This window comes from Mesorhizobium sp. RCAM 05104 (assembly GCF_059683645.1).
In genome coordinates this window covers 6,441,696-6,460,155 of record NZ_CM185033.1, presented here as the reverse complement: position 1 = coordinate 6,460,155, position 18,460 = coordinate 6,441,696, and the positions used below count along the sequence as shown (strand labels likewise).

At 64.2% G+C, this 18,460-nt stretch carries 17 protein-coding genes; 7 read left to right on the top strand and 10 right to left on the bottom strand.

Annotated features, from left to right (window positions below; all coding sequences use genetic code 11):
- Positions 1-59 precede the first annotated feature (59 nt).
- The 4 genes from AC56QP_RS31585 to AC56QP_RS31570 are packed head-to-tail and all read left to right on the top strand — an operon-like array spanning position 60 to position 7,045.
- On the top strand, positions 60-2,513 hold the full coding sequence (locus tag AC56QP_RS31585; protein ID WP_489861951.1) for a GcvT family protein: 2,454 nt from the start codon (positions 60-62) through the stop codon (positions 2,511-2,513).
- Positions 2,510-3,415 (top strand): homocysteine S-methyltransferase family protein, encoded by a 906-nt coding sequence (locus AC56QP_RS31580; protein WP_489861952.1) that lies wholly within the window; start codon positions 2,510-2,512, stop codon positions 3,413-3,415. Before AC56QP_RS31585 ends, AC56QP_RS31580 begins: the two co-directional genes overlap by 4 nt.
- Positions 3,408-4,589 (top strand): pyridoxal phosphate-dependent aminotransferase, encoded by a 1,182-nt coding sequence (locus AC56QP_RS31575; RefSeq protein ID WP_489861953.1) that lies wholly within the window; start codon positions 3,408-3,410, stop codon positions 4,587-4,589. The genes AC56QP_RS31580 and AC56QP_RS31575 overlap by 8 nt, the downstream gene beginning before the upstream one ends.
- On the top strand, positions 4,586-7,045 hold the full coding sequence (locus AC56QP_RS31570) for a GcvT family protein (protein WP_497103821.1): 2,460 nt from the start codon (positions 4,586-4,588) through the stop codon (positions 7,043-7,045). The genes AC56QP_RS31575 and AC56QP_RS31570 overlap by 4 nt, the downstream gene beginning before the upstream one ends.
- 154 nt (positions 7,046-7,199) lie before the next feature.
- On the opposite strand, the gene AC56QP_RS31565 is transcribed toward AC56QP_RS31570, so the two are convergent.
- The 7 genes from AC56QP_RS31565 to AC56QP_RS31535 are packed head-to-tail and all read right to left on the bottom strand — an operon-like array spanning position 7,200 to position 13,756.
- Positions 7,200-7,787, bottom strand: coding sequence for an NAD(P)H-dependent oxidoreductase (locus AC56QP_RS31565; protein WP_489861954.1), 588 nt, complete (start codon positions 7,785-7,787; stop codon positions 7,200-7,202).
- Positions 7,787-8,368 carry an NAD(P)H-dependent oxidoreductase gene (locus AC56QP_RS31560; protein WP_489861955.1) on the bottom strand — a complete coding sequence of 194 codons (582 nt, stop codon included), beginning with the start codon at positions 8,366-8,368 and terminating at the stop codon, positions 7,787-7,789. The genes AC56QP_RS31565 and AC56QP_RS31560 overlap by 1 nt, the downstream gene beginning before the upstream one ends.
- Positions 8,368-9,765: an FAD-binding oxidoreductase gene (locus tag AC56QP_RS31555; RefSeq protein ID WP_489863471.1), complete on the bottom strand. Its 1,398-nt coding sequence runs from the start codon at positions 9,763-9,765 to the stop codon at positions 8,368-8,370. The genes AC56QP_RS31560 and AC56QP_RS31555 overlap by 1 nt, the downstream gene beginning before the upstream one ends.
- Positions 9,765-11,066: a cytosine deaminase gene (locus AC56QP_RS31550; protein ID WP_489861956.1), complete on the bottom strand. Its 1,302-nt coding sequence runs from the start codon at positions 11,064-11,066 to the stop codon at positions 9,765-9,767. Before AC56QP_RS31550 ends, AC56QP_RS31555 begins: the two co-directional genes overlap by 1 nt.
- A gap of 4 nt (positions 11,067-11,070) precedes the next feature.
- On the bottom strand, positions 11,071-11,922 hold the full coding sequence (locus AC56QP_RS31545; RefSeq protein WP_489861957.1) for an ABC transporter permease: 852 nt from the start codon (positions 11,920-11,922) through the stop codon (positions 11,071-11,073).
- Entirely contained in the window at positions 11,909-12,739 is an 831-nt protein-coding gene (locus AC56QP_RS31540) for an ABC transporter ATP-binding protein (protein WP_489861958.1), read from the bottom strand. Before AC56QP_RS31540 ends, AC56QP_RS31545 begins: the two co-directional genes overlap by 14 nt.
- 12 nt (positions 12,740-12,751) lie before the next feature.
- Positions 12,752-13,756, bottom strand: a complete 1,005-nt coding sequence (locus AC56QP_RS31535; protein WP_489861959.1) for an ABC transporter substrate-binding protein — start codon at positions 13,754-13,756, stop codon at positions 12,752-12,754.
- Between the two features lie 265 nt (positions 13,757-14,021).
- On the opposite strand from AC56QP_RS31535, the gene AC56QP_RS31530 reads away from it, so the two are divergent.
- The gene (locus tag AC56QP_RS31530; RefSeq protein ID WP_489861960.1) at positions 14,022-14,405 is read left to right on the top strand and encodes a RidA family protein; all 384 of its coding nucleotides are present in this window, start codon (positions 14,022-14,024) and stop codon (positions 14,403-14,405) included.
- Between the two features lie 54 nt (positions 14,406-14,459).
- Positions 14,460-15,263, top strand: coding sequence for a creatininase family protein (locus AC56QP_RS31525; protein WP_489861961.1), 804 nt, complete (start codon positions 14,460-14,462; stop codon positions 15,261-15,263).
- A 6-nt stretch (positions 15,264-15,269) separates the two neighbouring features.
- Here AC56QP_RS31525 and AC56QP_RS31520 read toward each other — a convergent pair whose 3' ends face one another.
- Both AC56QP_RS31520 and cobD read right to left on the bottom strand, forming a co-directional pair.
- Entirely contained in the window at positions 15,270-15,779 is a 510-nt protein-coding gene (locus tag AC56QP_RS31520) for a tyrosine phosphatase family protein (RefSeq protein WP_489863472.1), read from the bottom strand.
- Entirely contained in the window at positions 15,779-16,834 is a 1,056-nt protein-coding gene (cobD, locus tag AC56QP_RS31515; RefSeq protein ID WP_489861962.1) for a threonine-phosphate decarboxylase CobD, read from the bottom strand. Before cobD ends, AC56QP_RS31520 begins: the two co-directional genes overlap by 1 nt.
- Between cobD and cbiB the strand changes: the two genes are divergently transcribed.
- Entirely contained in the window at positions 16,833-17,801 is a 969-nt protein-coding gene (cbiB, locus tag AC56QP_RS31510; protein ID WP_489861963.1) for an adenosylcobinamide-phosphate synthase CbiB, read from the top strand. The genes cobD and cbiB overlap by 2 nt on opposite strands.
- 43 nt (positions 17,802-17,844) lie before the next feature.
- Here the strand turns inward: cbiB and cobO are convergent, their stop codons facing one another.
- Positions 17,845-18,459, bottom strand: a complete 615-nt coding sequence (gene cobO, locus AC56QP_RS31505; protein WP_489861964.1) for a cob(I)yrinic acid a,c-diamide adenosyltransferase — start codon at positions 18,457-18,459, stop codon at positions 17,845-17,847.
- Between the last annotated feature and the right edge of the window lies 1 nt (position 18,460).

Below are 18,460 nucleotides of genomic sequence, written 5' to 3'. Positions count from 1 at the left end.
GACGACATGCATCAAAACTAAAATAGAAGCGCAGCGCGCTGAAGATATGGGAGAAGAATATGGCCGGTTTGCCGAGCACGGCGCGCGTGGTGATCATCGGAGGCGGTGCCGTCGGCGCGTCCTCGCTCTATCACCTCGCCAAGGCGGGCTGGACCGACTGCGTGCTGCTCGAAAAGAACGAGCTGACCTCCGGCTCGACCTGGCATGCCGCCGGCAATGTGCCGACCTTCTCCTCGTCCTGGTCGCTGATGAACATGCAGCGCTATTCGACCGAGCTTTATCGCGGCCTGGCCGAAGCGGTCGACTATCCCATGAACTATCACGTCACCGGCTCGCTGCGGCTCGCCCACTCGGTCGAACGCATGCAGGAATTCCAGCGCGCCAAGGGCATGGGCCGCTATCAGGGCATGGACATCGACGTCGTCGGCGTCGACGAGATCAAGCACCGCTATCCCTTCATCGAGACGCACGACCTGCAAGGCGCGCTCTACGACCCAAGCGACGGCGACATCGATCCGGCGCAGCTCACCCAGGCATTGGCCAAGGGCGCGCGCGACTTGGGCGCCAGGATCATCCGCTTCTGCCCGGTCACTGGCGTGCGCCGCGAGAACGGTGAATGGGTGGTCGAAACCGCGCAAGGCGAGATCCGCTGCGAGATCGTCGTCAATGCCGCCGGCTATCGCGCCGCCGAAGTTGGCCGAATGTTCGGCCGCGACGTGCCGATGATGGTGATGAGCCATCAGTACATCTTGTTCGAGGAGATTCCCGAGCTGGCGGCATGGTCCAGGGAACAGGGCAAGAAACTGCCGCTGCTGCGCGATGTCGACACCTCCTACTACCTGCGCCAGGAAAAGAACGGCATGAATCTCGGCCCCTATGAGCGCAATTGCCGCGCGCATTGGGCGACCCACAACGATCCGATGCCGGAAGACTTTTCCTTCCAGCTGTTCCCCGACGACCTCGACCGGCTGGAACATTATCTGGCCGACGCTGTCGCCCGCGTGCCGATCCTGGGCACGGCAGGCCTGTCCAAGGTCATCAACGGCCCGATCCCCTACACGCCGGATGGCAATCCGCTGATCGGCCCGATGCCCGGCGTCCCCAATGCCTTCGAAGCCTGCGTCTTCACCTTCGGCATCGCCCAGGGCGGCGGCGCCGGCAAGGTGCTGGCCGAATGGGTGACGCAGGGCCAGACCGAATGGGACATGTGGTCGTGCGATCCGCGCCGCTTCACCTCCTTTGCGTCCGAGCCTGACTACTGCGTCGCCAAGGGCATGGAGATCTACGGCAACGAATACGCCATCCAGTTTCCGCGCCATGCATGGCCGGAGGGGCGCGACCGCAAGCTGTCGCCGATCCACGACCGCATCAAGGCGTTCGGTGCCCGCTTCGACGCCTATAATGGCTGGGAGCGCGCCACGTGGTACGCGCAGGACGGCGACGACATCTCCGAGGAAGCCACGCTGACCTTCCGCCGCGATGGGCCGTGGCAGCATCGCGTGCGCGAAGAGTGCCTCGCCGTGCGTGACGCGGCCGGCATTTTGGACCTGCCGGGCTTCTCGCGCTTCAACCTCGAGGGCCCGGGGGCCGCCGAGTGGCTGAGCCTTCAGGTCACCGGCCTGGTGCCCAAGCCCGGCCGCATCGGCCTCGTCTATTTCGCAGACGACAAGGGCCGCATCGTCACCGAAATGTCCGTCGTGCGTCACGACGAGAATGTGATGACGCTGATCACCGCGGCGGTTGCGCAATGGCACGATTTCGAATGGCTGAAATCGCGCATGCCCAGGGATGCGGCCTTCAAGCTGATCGACCGGACCGAGGAATTCTCCACCCAGATCCTGGCCGGTCCAAACTCGCGAAAAATCCTCGCCGATGTCTGCGAAGCCGACCTCGCTTTGCCATGGCTGACGCATCAGGAAACAAAGATCGCCGGCCGTTGGGCGAAGCTTGTGCGCGTGTCCTTCGCCGGCGAACTCGGCTGGGAGATCCACACCAGGGTCGACGACACCGCCGCCATCTTCGACGCCGTCTGCGCCGCTGGCCAGAAGCACGGGCTGAAACCGTTCGGCATGTACGCGCTGGACTCACTCAGGCTCGAAAAAGGCTACCGCACCTGGAAGGGCGACCTCTCTACCGACTATTCGATCCTGCAGGGCGGGCTGGAGCGCTTCGTCAAATGGGACAAGCCCGACTTCCGAGGCAAGGCGGCACTTCAGAATGAGAAACAGCAAGGCGTGACGAAGCGTTTCGTCACGCTGGTCGTCGAAAATCCCGGCGATTGCGACGCGCCCTACATGTCGACGCTGTGGCATGACGGCCAGATCGTCGGCGAGACGACATCCGGAGGCTGGGGGCATCGCGTCGACAAGTCGATCGCGCTCGGCATGCTGCGCGCCGATCTGGCGGAACCGGGAACGAGCGTCGAGGTCGAAATCTTTGGCGAGCGTTTCAAGGCGGTCGTCCAGAAAGACGAGCCGCTATGGGATCCGAAGAACGAGAGGCTGCGCGCATGAAGAAAGTCGTCCTCACCGATGGCGGCATGGGCCAGGAACTGGTTCGCCGCAGCAAGTCCGAGCCGACGCCGCTGTGGTCGGCCAGGGTGCTGATCGACGAACCCGATCTGGTGCGCGACCTGCACGCCGAATTCATCCGCGCCGGCGCCCGAATCATCACCATCAACACCTATTCGGCGACGCCCGAACGCCTGGCGCGCGAGGGTGCCGAGGACCTGTTCAAGCCGTTGCAGAAGCGCGGCATCGAATTGGCCAGGCAGGCCCGTGACGAGGCCGGCGACACAGCGATCGCCGGCTGCCTGTCACCGCTTTTCGGCAGCTACGCGCCGGCACTGACCATTTCATACCAGGACACGCTCGACATCTACCGCCGCATCGTCGCCGAGCAGGCCGACGGGGTCGATCTGTTCCTGTGCGAGACCATGGCGTCGGCCGATGAGGCGCGTGCGGCGGTCACCGCCGCATCGGAAAGCGGCAAGCCGGTATGGGTGTCGTGGACACTGGCCGATCACGGCAAGCCGCGGCTGCGCAGCGGCGAGACGATAGCCACCGCGGCAAGCGCGCTCGACGGCTTGCCCGTAGCGGCGCGGCTATTGAACTGCTGCCGTCCGGAAGCGATCGCCGCGGCCTTGCCTGAACTGATCGACCTCGGCGGCCCGGTCGGCGCCTACGCCAACGGCTTCACCTCGACAGAGGCGCTTAAGCACGGCGGCACCGTCGATGTACTGCACGCCCGCCACGACCTCGGTCCGGACGCCTATGCCGCGCAGGCGATTGGCTGGATAGAGGCCGGCGCCGACATCGTCGGGGGCTGCTGCGAAGTCGGGCCGCCGCATATCGCCGCCCTGCGCGACCGGCTCGAACAGGCCGGCTATGAAATTTCGGGAGATATACATGCCTAGACCATCATCGCGCATTTCCGGCATCGTGCCCTCGGGCAAGGATGGCTGGGAAGTCCATTTCGAGGCCTGGACGCGCAAGGAGGCCGGCGAGGACATCATCATGCTCTCGGTCGGCGACCACGACTTCGACACGCCTTCGGAAACGATCGAAGCTTGCGTGACCGCGGTTCGCGGCAGCAATCACCACTACACCCCGCTTCCCGGCCTGCCGCGCCTGCGCAAGGCGATGGCGGCAGCCTCGACCGCCTGCACCGGCGTCGCGACCAACCCCAACCAGGTGATCGCCACGCCAGGTGGGCAGGCCGCGCTCTATGCCGCCGTACAGGCTGTTCTCGACCAGGGCGACCACGCCATCGTGGTGGCGCCGTACTACGCTACCTATCCCAACACCTTCAGTGCGGCCGGCGCCGATTTCACCGTGGTCGAAACGCCCGCCGAGGACGGCTTCCAGCCGCGCGCCGACATGATCCGCGCGGCAATTCGACCGAACACCCGCGCCATCCTCATCAACACACCGAACAACCCGACGGGCGCGGTCTATTCGCGCCAGCGGCTGGAAGAGCTGGCGCAAATCTGCAGGGAGCACGATCTCTGGCTGCTTTCTGACGAGGTCTACTGGACGCTGGGCGGCGGCGAGCATGTCTCGCCGCGCGCGCTGCCCGGCATGGCCGAGCGCACGCTGGTCATCAATTCGATGTCCAAGAGCCACGGCATGACCGGCTGGCGCATGGGCTGGCTGACCGGTCCTGAAGCGATGATCACGCTGCTGGTCAATCTCAATCTGGTGACCACTTACGGCTTGCCGGCCTTCATCTCGATCGCCTGCGCCGAGGCGCTCGAGAACGGTTACGGCGTCAAGGAGATCGCGGAACGCTATGCGGCGCGCCGCACTGTCTTGCTCGACGCCGTGCGCGGCATGAACAATGTCAGCGTTCGCGGTTCCGAAGGCGGCATGTATGTCATGCTCGACATATCAGCCGTCGAATCCGACGACGAGAAATTCGCCTGGGCCCTGCTCGACAAGGAAAAGGTCGGCGTGATGCCTGGCTCCAGCTTCGGCGAGGCGGCCGCGGGCCACATCCGCATCAGCCTCTGCCAGCCAGAGCCCGTGCTGCAGGAAGCAGCGCTGCGGCTGCGACGCTTTGTTTCCAGCTATCGCCGCGAGGCCGCATGAACACCCCTGCCCCCAAAGCCATCCCTACCAAAGCCCGCGCCGTCATCATCGGCGGCGGCGTCTCCGGCTGTTCGGTCGCCTATCACCTGGCCAAGCTCGGCTGGACCGACATCGTGCTCCTGGAACGCAAGCAGCTGACGTCGGGCACGACCTGGCATGCTGCCGGCCTGATCGGCCAGTTGCGCGGCTCGCAGAACATGACGCGGTTGGCGAAATATTCGGCCGACCTCTACGTCAAGCTGGAAGCGGAGACCGATGTCGGCACCGGCATGCGGCAGGTCGGCTCGATCACCGTGGCGCTGACCGAGGAGCGCAAGCACGAGATCTATAGGCAGGCGTCGCTCGCCCGCGCCTTCGATGTCGATGTCCGCGAGATTTCGCCCAATGAAGTCAAGCAGATGTACCCGCATCTCAATGTGTCCGACGTGGTCGGCGCCGTGCATCTGCCGCTCGACGGCCAATGCGACCCCGCCAACATCGCCATGGCGCTGGCCAAGGGGGCGCGCCAGCGCGGCGCCACCATCGTCGAGAATGTGAAGGTCACCAAGGTCCACACCAAGGCCGGCCGCGTCACCGGCGTATCCTGGGTACAGGGCGAAGAACAAGGCACCATCGAAGCCGACATCATCGTCAACTGCGCCGGCATGTGGGCGCGCGAACTTGGCGCGCAAAATGGCGTCACCATCCCGCTGCATGCCTGCGAGCATTTCTATCTCGTCACCGAGCCGATCCCTGGCCTCACTCGCTTGCCCGTCCTGCGCGTGCCCGACGAGTGTGCCTACTACAAGGAAGATGCCGGCAAGATGATGCTCGGCGCCTTCGAGCCGGTGGCCAAGCCCTGGGGCATGGACGGCATCCGCGAGGATTTCTGCTTCGACCAGTTGCCCGAGGACATGGACCACTTCGAACCGATCCTCGAAATGGGCGTCAACCGCATGCCGATGCTGGCCACGGCCGGCATCCATACCTTCTTCAATGGTCCCGAAAGCTTCACGCCGGACGACCGCTATTATCTCGGCGAAGCGCCCGAACTGTCCGGCTACTGGATGGCAACCGGCTACAATTCGATCGGCATCGTCTCCTCCGGCGGCGCCGGCATGGCGCTGGCGCAGTGGATCAACGACGGCGAAGCGCCCTTCGACCTGTGGGAAGTCGACATCCGCCGCGCCCAGCCGTTCCAGAAAAACCGCCGCTATCTCAAGGAGCGCGTCTCCGAGACGCTCGGACTGCTCTATGCCGACCATTTCCCCTATCGCCAGATGGCGACGTCGAGGAATGTCAGGCGTTCGCCCTTGCATGAGCATCTGAAGGCGCGTGGCGCCGTGTTCGGCGAGGTCGCCGGCTGGGAGCGCGCCAACTGGTTCGCTCGCGAGGGGCAGGAGCATGAATACCGCTACTCCTGGAAACGGCAGAACTGGTTCGACAACCAGCGCGAGGAGCATCTGGCGGTCCGCAACAAGGTCGGCCTGTTCGACATGACCTCGTTCGGCAAGATTCGTGTCGAGGGCCGCGACGCCTGTACCTTCCTGCAAAAGCTTTGCGCCAATGACATGGACGTGGCGCCGGGCAAGATCGTCTACACCCAGATGCTCAACCGGCGCGGCGGTATCGAGAGCGACCTGACCGTCTCGCGGCTGTCGGAAACCGCCTACTTCCTCGTCGTTCCCGGTGCCACGCTGCAGCGCGATCTGGCCTGGCTGCGCAAGCACCTGGCCGACGAATTCGTCGTCATCACCGATGTGACAGCGGCCGAAAGCGTGCTCTGCCTGATGGGTCCGGATGCGCGGAAGCTGATCCAGAAGGTCAGCCCGAACGATTTCTCCAACGGGGCCAACCCGTTCGGGACGTTTCAGGAGATCGAGATCGGCATGGGGCTGGCCCGCGCCCACCGTGTCACCTATGTCGGCGAACTCGGCTGGGAGCTCTATGTCTCGACCGACCAGGCCGCCCATGTCTTCGAGGCGATCGACGAGGCGGGCGCGGATGTTGGCCTGAAGCTCTGCGGCCTGCACACACTGGATTCCTGCCGCATCGAAAAGGCTTTTCGCCACTTCGGCCACGACATCACCGATGAGGACAATGTGCTGGAAGCGGGCCTCGGTTTCGCGGTCAAGACGGCGAAGGGCGACTTCATCGGCCGCGATGCCGTGCTGCGCAAGAAGGAAGCCGGATTGAACCGCAGGCTGGTCCAGTTCCGCCTGAAGGACCCGCAACCGCTGCTCTTCCACAACGAGGCGATCCTGCGCGACGGCAAGATCGTCGGCCCGATCACCTCGGGCAATTACGGCCATCACCTCGGCGGCGCCATCGGGCTGGGCTATGTGCCGTGCCAGGGCGAGAGCGAGGCGGATGTACTGGCCTCATCCTACGAGATCGAAATCGCCGGTGAGCGGTTTGCGGCGGAGGCATCGCTGAAGCCAATGTATGATCCGAAGGCGGAGCGGACCAGGATGTAGCGCAGTCTTCCCTTCTCCCCGTTTCACGGGGAGAAGGTGGCCCGAAGGGCCGGATGAGGGGCGGCGCCGGCGTTCGCGAGTTCGTGCTGCCCCTCATCTGCCTGCCGGCATCTTCTCCCCGTTCGACGGGGAGAAGGACGCTAATTCCGCCGGCTCAAAACCGCTCCAGCTTCGCCCTCACCTTCGCCAGAAACGCCGCCCGGCTCCGTGGAGTCGAGGAATCCATCAGATAGTGCGCCAGGAAGAAGGTCCGGCAACGAGTCGCGCACAGCGCCCGCATGCCGCGCAGCAGGGTCTTGCGGCCGGGCTGGCCGACGACGACGCTCCACCAGGTCGGCGCGCCGCAGGTGGTGATGACACCGACCTTGGTCACATGCGTCATCATTGACTTGATCCGTCCCTTGCCGGCCGGCAGCTTGAAGGCGACGTCGGTCGCCCACACACGGTCGAGCCAGCCCTTCAGCATCGCCGGCAGCCCGTACCACCAGGTCGGATAGACAAATAGGATCGCTTCGGCCCAGTTGAGCAGCTCGAAATGCGGCTTCAGCGCCGGGTCCTGCGGTGCCCGGTCATTGTAGGAACGCCGCTCGTCGCAGCCCATCACCGGATTGAAGTTCTCGGCATAGAGGTCGAGCAGCCGCACCTCCCAGCCTCTTCGCGTCAACACCTCGACGGCGCTGTCGCGAATGGACGCACAGAAACTCTCCGGCACCGGATGGCAGTAAACCACCAGCGCGCGCATCAGAAGCCGTCCATGCTGGCCGCGACCTTGGCCGTGAAGGCATCGCGCGTTTGATCGGTCGACAGGTTCATCGCGTAATGCGCGAGATAGCTCACCGGCGCGCCCGGTTTTACCGTGGCACGCAGCATTCGCTTGATCAGCCTGCGCGGCGGATCGCCCATCAGCACAGCGCGGAACCGGCTGCCGCCATAGGTGGTGACCGCGGCGACCTTGCGAATGTTGTGCAGTGATGGCTGCACCTTGCCGTTGACCAGCTTGAAGGACACGCCGGGCAGGAAGACGCGGTCGAAAAAGCCCTTCAGGATCGCCGGAAAGCCATAATTCCAGACAGGATAGGAAAGCACCAGTGCATCGGCCCGCAGCAGGCGCTCGACATAAGGCGCCACGGCGTCGGTGACGCCGCGCTGATTGTGGTAGTCCAGCCTCTCCTTGCGCGTCAGCCGTGGGTCGAAATCCTCGGTGTAGAGATCGCAGTCGTCGACCGTATGGCCCGCTGCCGTCAGTCGCTCGACGATCATCCGATGCAGGCCGGCATTGAAGCTGGTCTCGACCGGATGGGCGTAGAGGACAAGGATGTTCATCAGCCTGCCTTTTGCAGCCCCTTGAACAGGAATGTCCGGCCCGAGCGATAGTCGTAGTCCGGGTTTTCCCAGGCGATCATCTTGCCCGGATTGAGCAACCCCTGCGGATCGGTCTCGCGCTTGAAGGCGAGTTGCACCTCGTCCGTCTGCTTCATGCCGCCCTCCTCCAGCGTGTAGCGGTGCGGGTTGAAGATCCAGCAGCCATTGTCCTCATGGATGCGGATGATCTCGTCCAGCCGTTCCGCCGTGGTGAAGCGCACCAGTGGCAACCCCGCGACACCGATCGCGCCATCAAAGCGGATGAATTCGAGATGCGCCGGTACCTCGTCGCCAAAGCGATCGACCATCGCCTTGACATGGGCGAGATGATCCGGCGACGGATAGCGCGCCTGCAGATAGGTGATAGCAGGGTCCACCCTGATGGCGCGCAAAGTCGTGTGGTTCCACGTCAGCTCATAGGCCGGCGGCAACCCCTTGAGATCGGCCTCATGGTCAGCGCGGAAGACGATCTCGCCCTTGCTGCGCGCCGTGAAGGCGACAAAGGCATCCATCGCGTGTGGCGCGATCATGCACACGACGATGCTCTGTTCGCGCCGGAAGAACCGCTGGTGCCGCTTGAAATAATCGTAAGGGATAGGCGCGGCAATCGGTGTTATCAGCTTCGCCAATATGCCGTCCTGGACGGCGAGGTCGTTGCCGAAGCCTGCCGCGTCCATGAAATCGTCAAAGCCGACGATGACGTCGATCCAGTCGTAGCTGGCGGTCAGCGGCATCTCGACCTCGGTGATGATGCCGTTGGTGCCGTAGGCGTGCATGACCTTCAGCACGTCCTCGCCAGTGAGATCCATGACGCGCGGCTCGGCCTCCATCGTCACCGTCCTCAGCCGGATGACATTGCCGAGATCACGCAAGCCACCCCAGCGGATCGAGCCGACACCGCCAGAACCGCCGGCGACAAAGCCGCCGATCGAGGCCGTGTTGTAGGTCGATGGCGACATGCGCAGCTCCTGGCCGGAATGCGCCCGCGTCGCCCTGTCGATATCGGCCAGGATCGCACCCGGTCCGGTCACCACGCGCCCTGGCGCGATCGACTTGATCTCGTTCATCTCGGCGAGATTGAGCACCACGCCGCCCGAAAGCGGCATCGCCTGGCCGTAATTGCCGGTGCCGCTGCCACGCGGCGTCACCGGCACGCCATGGCGATGACAGGCGGCAAGCACGCGGATCACCTCGGCCTCGCTCTTCGGCGTCACGATCAGGTCGCCGGTAACATGGTCGAGCTGCTGCTTCAGCACCGGGCTGTACCAGTAGAAGTCGCGGCTTTTCTGCTGGACGATGGCTGGATTGTCGTCGAGCTTCAGGCCTTCGAGATCACGTTTGAGCGCCGAAACATCCATCATTCCACCATCAGTTCGTCGAGTTCGGCATAGTCGGGCAATTGCCGATCGATAGCACGACCGCCGCGCACGACGATGCGATCCGATTCGGGGCGCGACAGCAATTCAGTCCAGCTTCGACCTTTGAACACGATGAAGTCGGCATCGCCGCCAGCCGCAAGCGTGCCGAGACCATCGAGCCGCATCACCCTGGCCGGCGTCGCGGCGACCGCTTGCGGCCAGTCGGCGACAGGATGATCGAAATGCAGGATGCGCGTCGCCATGCGGTAGACCTCGAGCATGTCGAGGTCGCCATAGGCATAGAAGGGATCGCGCGTGTTGTCCGAGGCGACGGCGACCGGAATGCCCCTCGCCTTCATCTCGTGCAGCAGCGTCACGCCACGCCAGCGCGGCGTGGTATGATCGCCGCGCCGGTCCTGCAGATAGAGATTGCACATCGGCAGAGAGACGACTGCCAACCCCGCTTTCGCCACCTTGTCGAGCGTATCGAGCACATCGAGATCCGGCTGGCGCGCCAGCGAGCAGCAATGGCCGACGAGGATGTTGCCCTCGAAGCCGTTCCACAGAGCGGCCTCGGCGATCTTCTTGAGCGAGATCGCGGCAACGTCGTCGGTCTCGTCGGCATGGAAATCGAGATCGAGGCCATGCTGGATGGCTTGCGCGAAGACGTGGTCGAGCAGTTCCTCCAGGTCCGGCACCATATAGGTGACGACACCGAGAACACCCTTGGCGGCGGCAACTCTTTTCGCCAACCTGTCGAACCACTTCCTGTCGCGCACGCCCTCGATGCCGATCAGGCACGCGCCCTGCATTTCGATGCGGCCGCGCCATCTCTCGCGCATCGTCTCGAACACCGGCCAGGAGATCTCCTCCTGCGGCGCGACGCTGTCGAGATGGGTGCGCAGCGCCCTGGTGCCGTGCGCGTAGGCTGAGCGCAGAGAAAAATCCATGCGCCGCGCCACGTCCTCGGCGCTCCAGCGGGCGGCGCGATCGGCGCCGGCGGCGTTCAGCGCTCCCATGAACGTGCCGTCGGGATTGGGTTTTCGCGGCCAGATATGGCCCTTGTCGATATGCGTGTGGCAGTCGATGAAGCACGGCAGAACGATGCGGCCAGCGAGGTCGATCGCATCGGCAGGCGCTTTCGATCGACCATGCGCGGTGATGCTGGAAATCTTGCCGTCAGCGACAGCGATGTCGGCAAGCGCGAAACCATCACGGTCGAAAGCGGCGCCAAATCCCGGTGTCAGGGACGCGTGAAGCCGGGCGTTGGTGAGCCGGTATGAACCAGTGTTCGGGATCAAGGCACTAGCGCTCCTGCTTCAGCGCGCTTTCGTGCCAGCGCCGCAGAATGAGATGCGAAATCAGCGACAGCACCAGGAAAATCAGGATGCCGGTGAGCGAGATCAGGAACAGCGCCGCGAACAGCCGTGGTGCGTTGAGCCGGTAGCCGGCCTCGATGATACGCGAGGCGAGCCCCGACGACTGGCCGGTGGCGCCGGCGACGAACTCGGCCACCACGGCGCCGATCAGCGACAGGCCGCCGGCGATCTTCAACCCGCCCAGGAAATACGGCATCGCCGCCGGCAGCCGCAGATACCGCAACTGCTGCCAGCGCGTCGCGCCATTGAGCTTGAACATGTCGCGCAGATTGCGGTCGACGGAGTTGAGACCGAGCGTTGTGTTGGAGAGGATCGGAAAGAAGGCGACGATCCAGGCGCACAGCAGAAGCTTGGTCGTCTGGTTGTCGACATAGATGTTGATCAGCGGAAAGATCGCCACGATCGGCGTCACCTGCAGCACGATGGCGAACGGGAAGAACGACATCTCGACCCATTTCGATTGCGCGAACAGCACCGCCAGCCCGACTCCACCAACCACAGCCAGAAGCAGACTGAGGAAGGTGATGCGCAAGGTGACCAGCAGCGAGGAGAACAGCAGGCCGGCATCGCTGTAGAGCGTCGACAACACGACGCCCGGGCGCGGCAGGATGTATTGCGGGATCGCGTTCCACACGCAGATGCGATCCCACAGCCAGATCGCCAGGATCATGATCGCCAGCGGCAGAATCCACCGGCCGATCCGCTCGAGCCGCTCTTGGCGTACCCGACGCGCTTCCTCGGGATCGAGCTTGAGGACCCTCTCGTCAATAGCCGTCATGATGGGCGCCTGCTGTTGAATTGATGGCGTTGACCAGCACATCGGAGGTCTGCCGGCAGAGCGCGGCATAGTCGGGCGAGGTGCGAAACGCCTCGTCACGTGGATAGGACGCCTCGATCGCGAGTTCGTCGAACACCCGGCCCGGCCGCGCCGCCATGACGACGACGCGGTTGGAGAGAAAGACACTTTCAAAGACGCTGTGTGTGACGAAGACGACGGTGAAGCGTTCGTCCTGCCACAGTTCGAGCAGATCGTTGTTCAGCTTGAAGCGCGTGATCTCATCGAGTGCCGCGAACGGCTCGTCCATCAACAGCACCCGCGGTTTCGTCACCATGGCGCGCGCGATCGAGACGCGCATCTTCATGCCGCCGGAGAGCTCGCGCGGCACCGCGTCCTCGACGCCGGTCAGGTGCACCCGCGCCAGCATCTCCATCACCGCCGGGGCCGCCTTGGCGCGGCTGACGCCCTTCAGCCGGAGCGGCAGCCAGACATTGTCGAAGACGCTGGCCCAGGGCAGCAGCGTCGGCTCCTGGAAGACGAAGCCGATGTTCGAACGATCGAGCGAGCCATCGGCACGCCAGTCGAGCACTCCGGAGGTCGGCGTCGACAGGCCGGCAATCAGCCGCAACGCCGTCGACTTGCCGCAACCAGACGGTCCGAGCAGGCTGAGGAAATCGCCTTCGCGGATCGTCAGGTTGACGTCGCTGAGCGCCGTCACGCCATTGGAAAAGACCTTGCCGACGCCACGCAGCGCCAGCAACGTCGGAACCACGCCGGACGCGCTCGCCGTCGTCTGCGCCACCTTTTCCTGCATCATGCCGGGACCGGCCTATTTCTTCAGCTCGAGCCCCACACCCTTGTTGACGAAGGTCAGTGTGTAGGCCTTCTTGATGTCGATGCCTTCGGGCGTGACCTTGGCCTTGACCATCTTGTCGTAAAAGCTCTTGATCCGTTCGTCGGTCATGGCGCCGATACCGAGCTTGTCGGTGTCACCGGAATCCGCAAGGCCGAACTTCTTCATCTGCTCGATCGAGAAGGCGATCTGGTCGTCCGTCATGTCAGGATTGTCTTTCTTGATCATGTCGTTGGCGGCCTTGTTGTCGCCGTACAGATATTTGTACCAGCCCTTGGCCGAGCCATCGACGAAGCACTGGACCACCTCCGGCTTCTTGTCGATCGTGTCCTGCATTACTTCGATCGTCGTCGAGTAGGTGTCCCAGCCATAGTCGGCAAGCAGGAACTGGTTCGGCACGAAGCCGCCTTCCTTCTTGACCGCGAATGGCTCGGAGGTGACGTAGCCCTGCTGGATCGACTTCTTGTTGGCGAGGAAAGGCGCGGTGTTGTAGGTGTAGGGCGCGCGCTTGGCGGCGTCGAAGCCGAGCGCAGTGACCATCCATTGGAAGAAGGTCTGCACGCCTTCGTCGCCCAGAATATATTGCTCCGCATTCTTCAGGTCTTCCCATTTGTCCAGCCCCTCGCCGGGGTGGGACATGATGACCTGCGGATCCTTCTGGAAGTCGGCCGCCACCACCCGCATCGGAATGCCTTGCTGGACAGCATCGAAGGCCGACAGCAGATTGCCGCCCATGTAGAAATCGATCTTGCCGGCCAGCAGCATCGGCCGGCCGCTGACCTGCGGGCCGCCTTGCATGATGGTGACGTCGAGGCCGCAGGCGGCGTAGGTGCCGTCCGCCACGGCCTGATAATATCCGCCATGCTCCGGCTCGGCCAACCAGTTGGTGCCGAAGGTGACTTTTTCATTCGCCGCCGCGCCGAACGTGCTGGCCGCCAGCAGGGCCACCACCGCCACCGAGATCTTCTGTTTTCCGTACATCGACACCACCCTTTGTTTGCTCCGGCGCGCCACGCGCCAGGCTCGACACCAAAGATTCAAGAAGCAAGACACATGCCACCGGCGCCTCGTACCGGGACCGCCCGCGTGAACGACATTGCCATGCCGGAGGCGGACGGGTCATGCTGTACGGGAGGCATCGTGCCTATTTTTTGAACGCCTGTCCACAATCGCCCCAGCGACATGCACCGCCATCTTGAAGGTGTAACGCATCCGGTCCTAGGCTACCGGGAAACCGGAGATTGCCATGTTCAAGTTCCTCACCCCGAAGTCGATCAAGCCACCCTTTGCCCGCTACAGCCACGGCGTCGAGGTGCCCGCTGGAAAGCGGCTGGTGCTGTGCTCGGGCCAGGTCGCCATCACGTTGGACGACCAGATTCCCGAGGACGCCGGCGCGCAGGCCGAACTCTGCTTCAAGAACATCGCCGCGATCCTCGCCGAAGCCGAGCTGGGGCTCGGGGATATCGTGCGCATCAACGCCTATGTCACCGACCGCGCGCATCTGCGGCCCTATATGGACATCCGCGACCGGTTGTTTTCCAGCCCGGCACCGGCGTCGACGCTGATGATCGTCTCCGGCTTCGCCCGGCCCGAATTCAAGGTCGAGGTCGAGGCCATCGCAGCTGGGTGATCGACAGGCCGCCCGTCCCGCGCTAGGTCTGGCCGTTCATCGAAGAGGCATGACATGACCGCTGCAAAAAGACGCGCCTGGTGGGGCGACTACCGGACTACTGAATACGCCTCGATCGATCCGGAGGCGACGATCGCCGTGCTGCCGCTGGCGGCGATCGAACAGCATGGTCCGCATTTGCCGGTTTCGACCGACACCTCGATCATGAACGGCATGCTCGACACGGTGATCGCCCGCCTGCCCGACGATCTCGATATCCGCATCCTGCCGGTCCAGGCGGTTGGCAAGTCGAACGAGCATCTCCACGCACCGGGCACCCTCACTCTGCCGGCACCGACATTGATCGAGGCCTGGACCGAACTGGGCCAGTCGATCGCACGAGCCGGCGTGCGCAAGCTGATCGTCGTCAACTCGCACGGCGGCAACGAGGAGATCATGGGCATCGTCACGCGCGAATTGCGCGTGCGCGAAAAAATGCTGGCGGTGAAGACCAGCTGGCAACGTTTTGGCCGGCCGGCCGGCATGTACACCGAGCTCGAGGACCGTCACGGCATCCATGGCGGCGATGTCGAGACCTCGCTGATGCTGCATTTCCGGCCGGACCTCGTCGACATGGGCAAGGCCGATAACTTCGTTTCCAACGTCGCGCGGGCCGAAAAGGAATTCGCGCTGCTGCGCCACACCGGCACCCATGCCTTTGCCTGGATCGCCAGCGATCTCAACCCCAACGGCGTGGTCGGCGACGCCAGCATCGCGACCGCCGAGAAAGGCCGGCTGACATCAGAATACCAAGCCGACGGGTTCATCAGCCTGCTCAGGGATGTGCGCAAGGCGAAGCTTGCCGAGTGGCTGAAGTAGCAGCTTTCAGCTGTCGATCGTGAGGGCAAACGGCGTGCCTTCAAAGGCATCGGCGCCGCGCCCTATCGCCTGGATCGCCTCGATCATGCGGCCCTCGCGACCGAGCAACGTGTCGGCGACCGCGATCAGACGCGGATTGGGTGTCGCCGATGGCGATAGCGCTCGCAATGTCCTTGCCAGTTCGGCCTCGTCGCGTTTCGGCGCCAGCGCGGCCGCGATGATATAGGCCGAAGCGGTCGAGCGGCTGATGCCGGCATAGCAATGGACGACCATCGGCCTTGCCCGGTCCCAGCGGCGCCCGAAATCGAGCAGGTTGCGGACATGCTCCTCGCCCGGCATGGTCATGCCGTCCTGCGCCACCGCGATGTCATGCATGACCAGATGCAGATGGTTTTCCCTGGCGATCGAAGCTGGGCGCACCACTTCGGTTCCCGCTGCCAGCAGGGACAACAGCCGCTCAGCGCCGGTCCTCGCAACTGTTTCCTCGACCTTTGCCAGCGAACAGACATGGATCATCATCGCGCGATCTCCTTGGCGCCATCGTCGCGCCGCGACGCCCAGCCGGCAAGAGCGGATTCGAGCCGCTGCCATTCCTCCTGACTGCCCGGCAGGCCGGCGCGCAGCACGTTTGGTCGGCCCGGGAAATGGCGAAGCAGGATGCCGCACTCGCCAAGCGCGGAAAACAGATCGGCGGCATCCGGCAGACTGACATAGCGGAACAGCGTGGTGCCGCCCTCGACAGGAACGCCGAAGCGGCCGAACAGCGCATCGAGTCGCGTCGATGCATCCGTCAGGAATGCCCGCATCGCGTCCTGCCAGCCTGTGTCGGCAAGCGCGCGGATGCCGTATTCCAGCGCCGGGCCGGCGACGGCCCATGGTCCGAATTGCATGTCCAGCCGTTTGATCGTCGCCGCGTCGGAAAGCGCAAAACCGAGCCGCAGTCCGGCCAGGCCAAAGAACTTGCCGAACGAGCGCAGCACGACGATGCCGCCCTGTTCGACATCACCGGCGAGGCTGTGCTGACGCGGGCCGACATCCATGAACGCCTCATCGACGACGAGCAGCCCGACCTTGGCGCGCATTCCGGCGGCAAGCGCCAGCAGCCTGTCGCGCTCGATGACCCGTCCATCCGGATTGTTGGGATTGACGACGATGGCAAGGTCGGCTCCCGCCAAAGCCGCGAAATCGTCGACTTCCGTCACCGCGTGCCCGGCGATCGCCGCTGCCCGCGCATGTTCGGCATAGGTTGGGCCCAGCACCAGCGCCTTGCCGGGCGCGATCAGCGATGCGACGCGCGGCAACAGGATCTGCGTGCCGGGGGCTGCCACGACGTTGATCGGCGAAGGCGCGCCATAGGCGCTGGCCGCGACCTCAACCAGATCGTGGGCGCGCGCCGCTTCCGGCAACCGCGACAGGGTGGTGGCGGGCAGGCCGAAAAGCGGATAGGAGTGCGGATTGATACCGGTCGAGAGGTCGACGAAAGGCAGCACGGCGTTGGGGAACAGCGCCCTCGCCCGGCCAAGACTTCCACCATGATCCACCGCCGCCACCGCTCCATCAAGAAGCTTCATGTCAGTCCTGATCGCTTTCCTGTCATTGGCCGTCGAATTCGTCCTGGGCTACCCGGACTGGCTGTTTCGCGCCATCGGCCATCCGGTGACGTGGTTTGGCAGGCTGATATCCTTTCTCGACCGCAGGCTCAACCACGCGACTGATCCCGACGCGCTGCGTCGCCGGCGTGGTACCCAGGCGCTGCTGGTCATCGTCCTGGTACCGGCGGTGATCGGCCTCGGCGTGCAGATCCTGCTCTGGTTCATCCCCATGGGACTGATCATTGCCGCCATTCTGGCGACGTCGCTTTTGTCGCAGAAGAGCCTCTACGAACATGTCGAGGCCGTGGCCGACGCGCTCGACACCGGTGGCCTCGCTTTGGGTCGCGTTGCCGTCTCGCGAATCGTCGGCCGCGATCCAGAAGCGCTTGACCGGGCGGGCGTCTGCCGCGCGGCGGTCGAGAGCCTGGCCGAGAATTTTTCCGACGGCATCGTCGCCCCCGCCTTCTGGACCGGCGTCGGCGGCCTCGCCGGCGGCGCCGCCTACAAAGCAGCCAACACCGCCGATTCGATGATCGGCCACCGCACCCCGCGCCACGAGGCTTTCGGCTGGGCGGCGGCGCGCTTCGACGATTGGATCAACCTGCCGGCATCGCGGCTGAGCGCGCTGCTGATCGTGCTGGCGGCTTTCCTGGTCAGGGGTGCCGATCCCCGCGGCGCCTGGCATGCGGTGTGGCGCGACGCGAAAAAACACCGCTCACCCAATGCCGGCTGGCCGGAGGCGGCGATGGCCGGTGCGCTCGGTCTGGCGCTCGCCGGACCGCGCAGCTATGGCGGCGTGCTGGTGGATGACGTCTTCATGGGCGAAGGCGGGCGGCGCGACGCCGACAGCATCGACATAAGGCGAGCGCTGAAAGTCTATCGCGTGGCCGACTATCTGCTGATCACGCTGTTCGGTTTGGTCTCGGCTGTTTTCATTGTGGTGTGATCTCACCGCCGAAGACCCCTCCCCACAAGGGGAGGTAAGGGCGCTAGAACTCAATCCCCTGCTGCGCCTTCACGCCCGCCGAAAAATGATGCTTGGTCACGCCCATTTCGGTGACGAGGTCGGCTGCCTCGACCAGCGCCGGCTTGGCGTTGCGGCCGGTGACGACAATATGCAGGCCCTCGCGCCGGCCCTTCAGCGCCGCAACCACCTTGTCGAGATCGAGGTAGTCGTAGCGCAGCGCGATATTCAATTCGTCGAGTACGAGCAGGCTGATCGACGGATCGGTCATCAGCTCCAGCACCTTGGCCCATGCAGCTTCGGCGGCGGCAATGTCGCGCTTCAGATCCTGTGTCTCCCAGGTAAACCCCTCGCCCATCGCATGCCAGACGACGCGGTCGCCGAAGGCGGCAAAGGCGTCCTTCTCGCCGGTATGCCATTTGCCCTTGATGAACTGGACGACGCCGACGCGCTTGCCATAGCCGAGCATCCGCAGCGCAAGACCAAAGGCGGCTGTCGTCTTGCCCTTGCCTGGGCCCGTGTTGACGATGAGCAGGCCCTTCTCGATCGTCTTGGCCGCGACCTCGGCATCCTGCACCGCCTTGCGCTTGGCCATCTTGGCGCGATGGCGTTCTTCTTCCTTTTGGTCGATCTCGGTCATG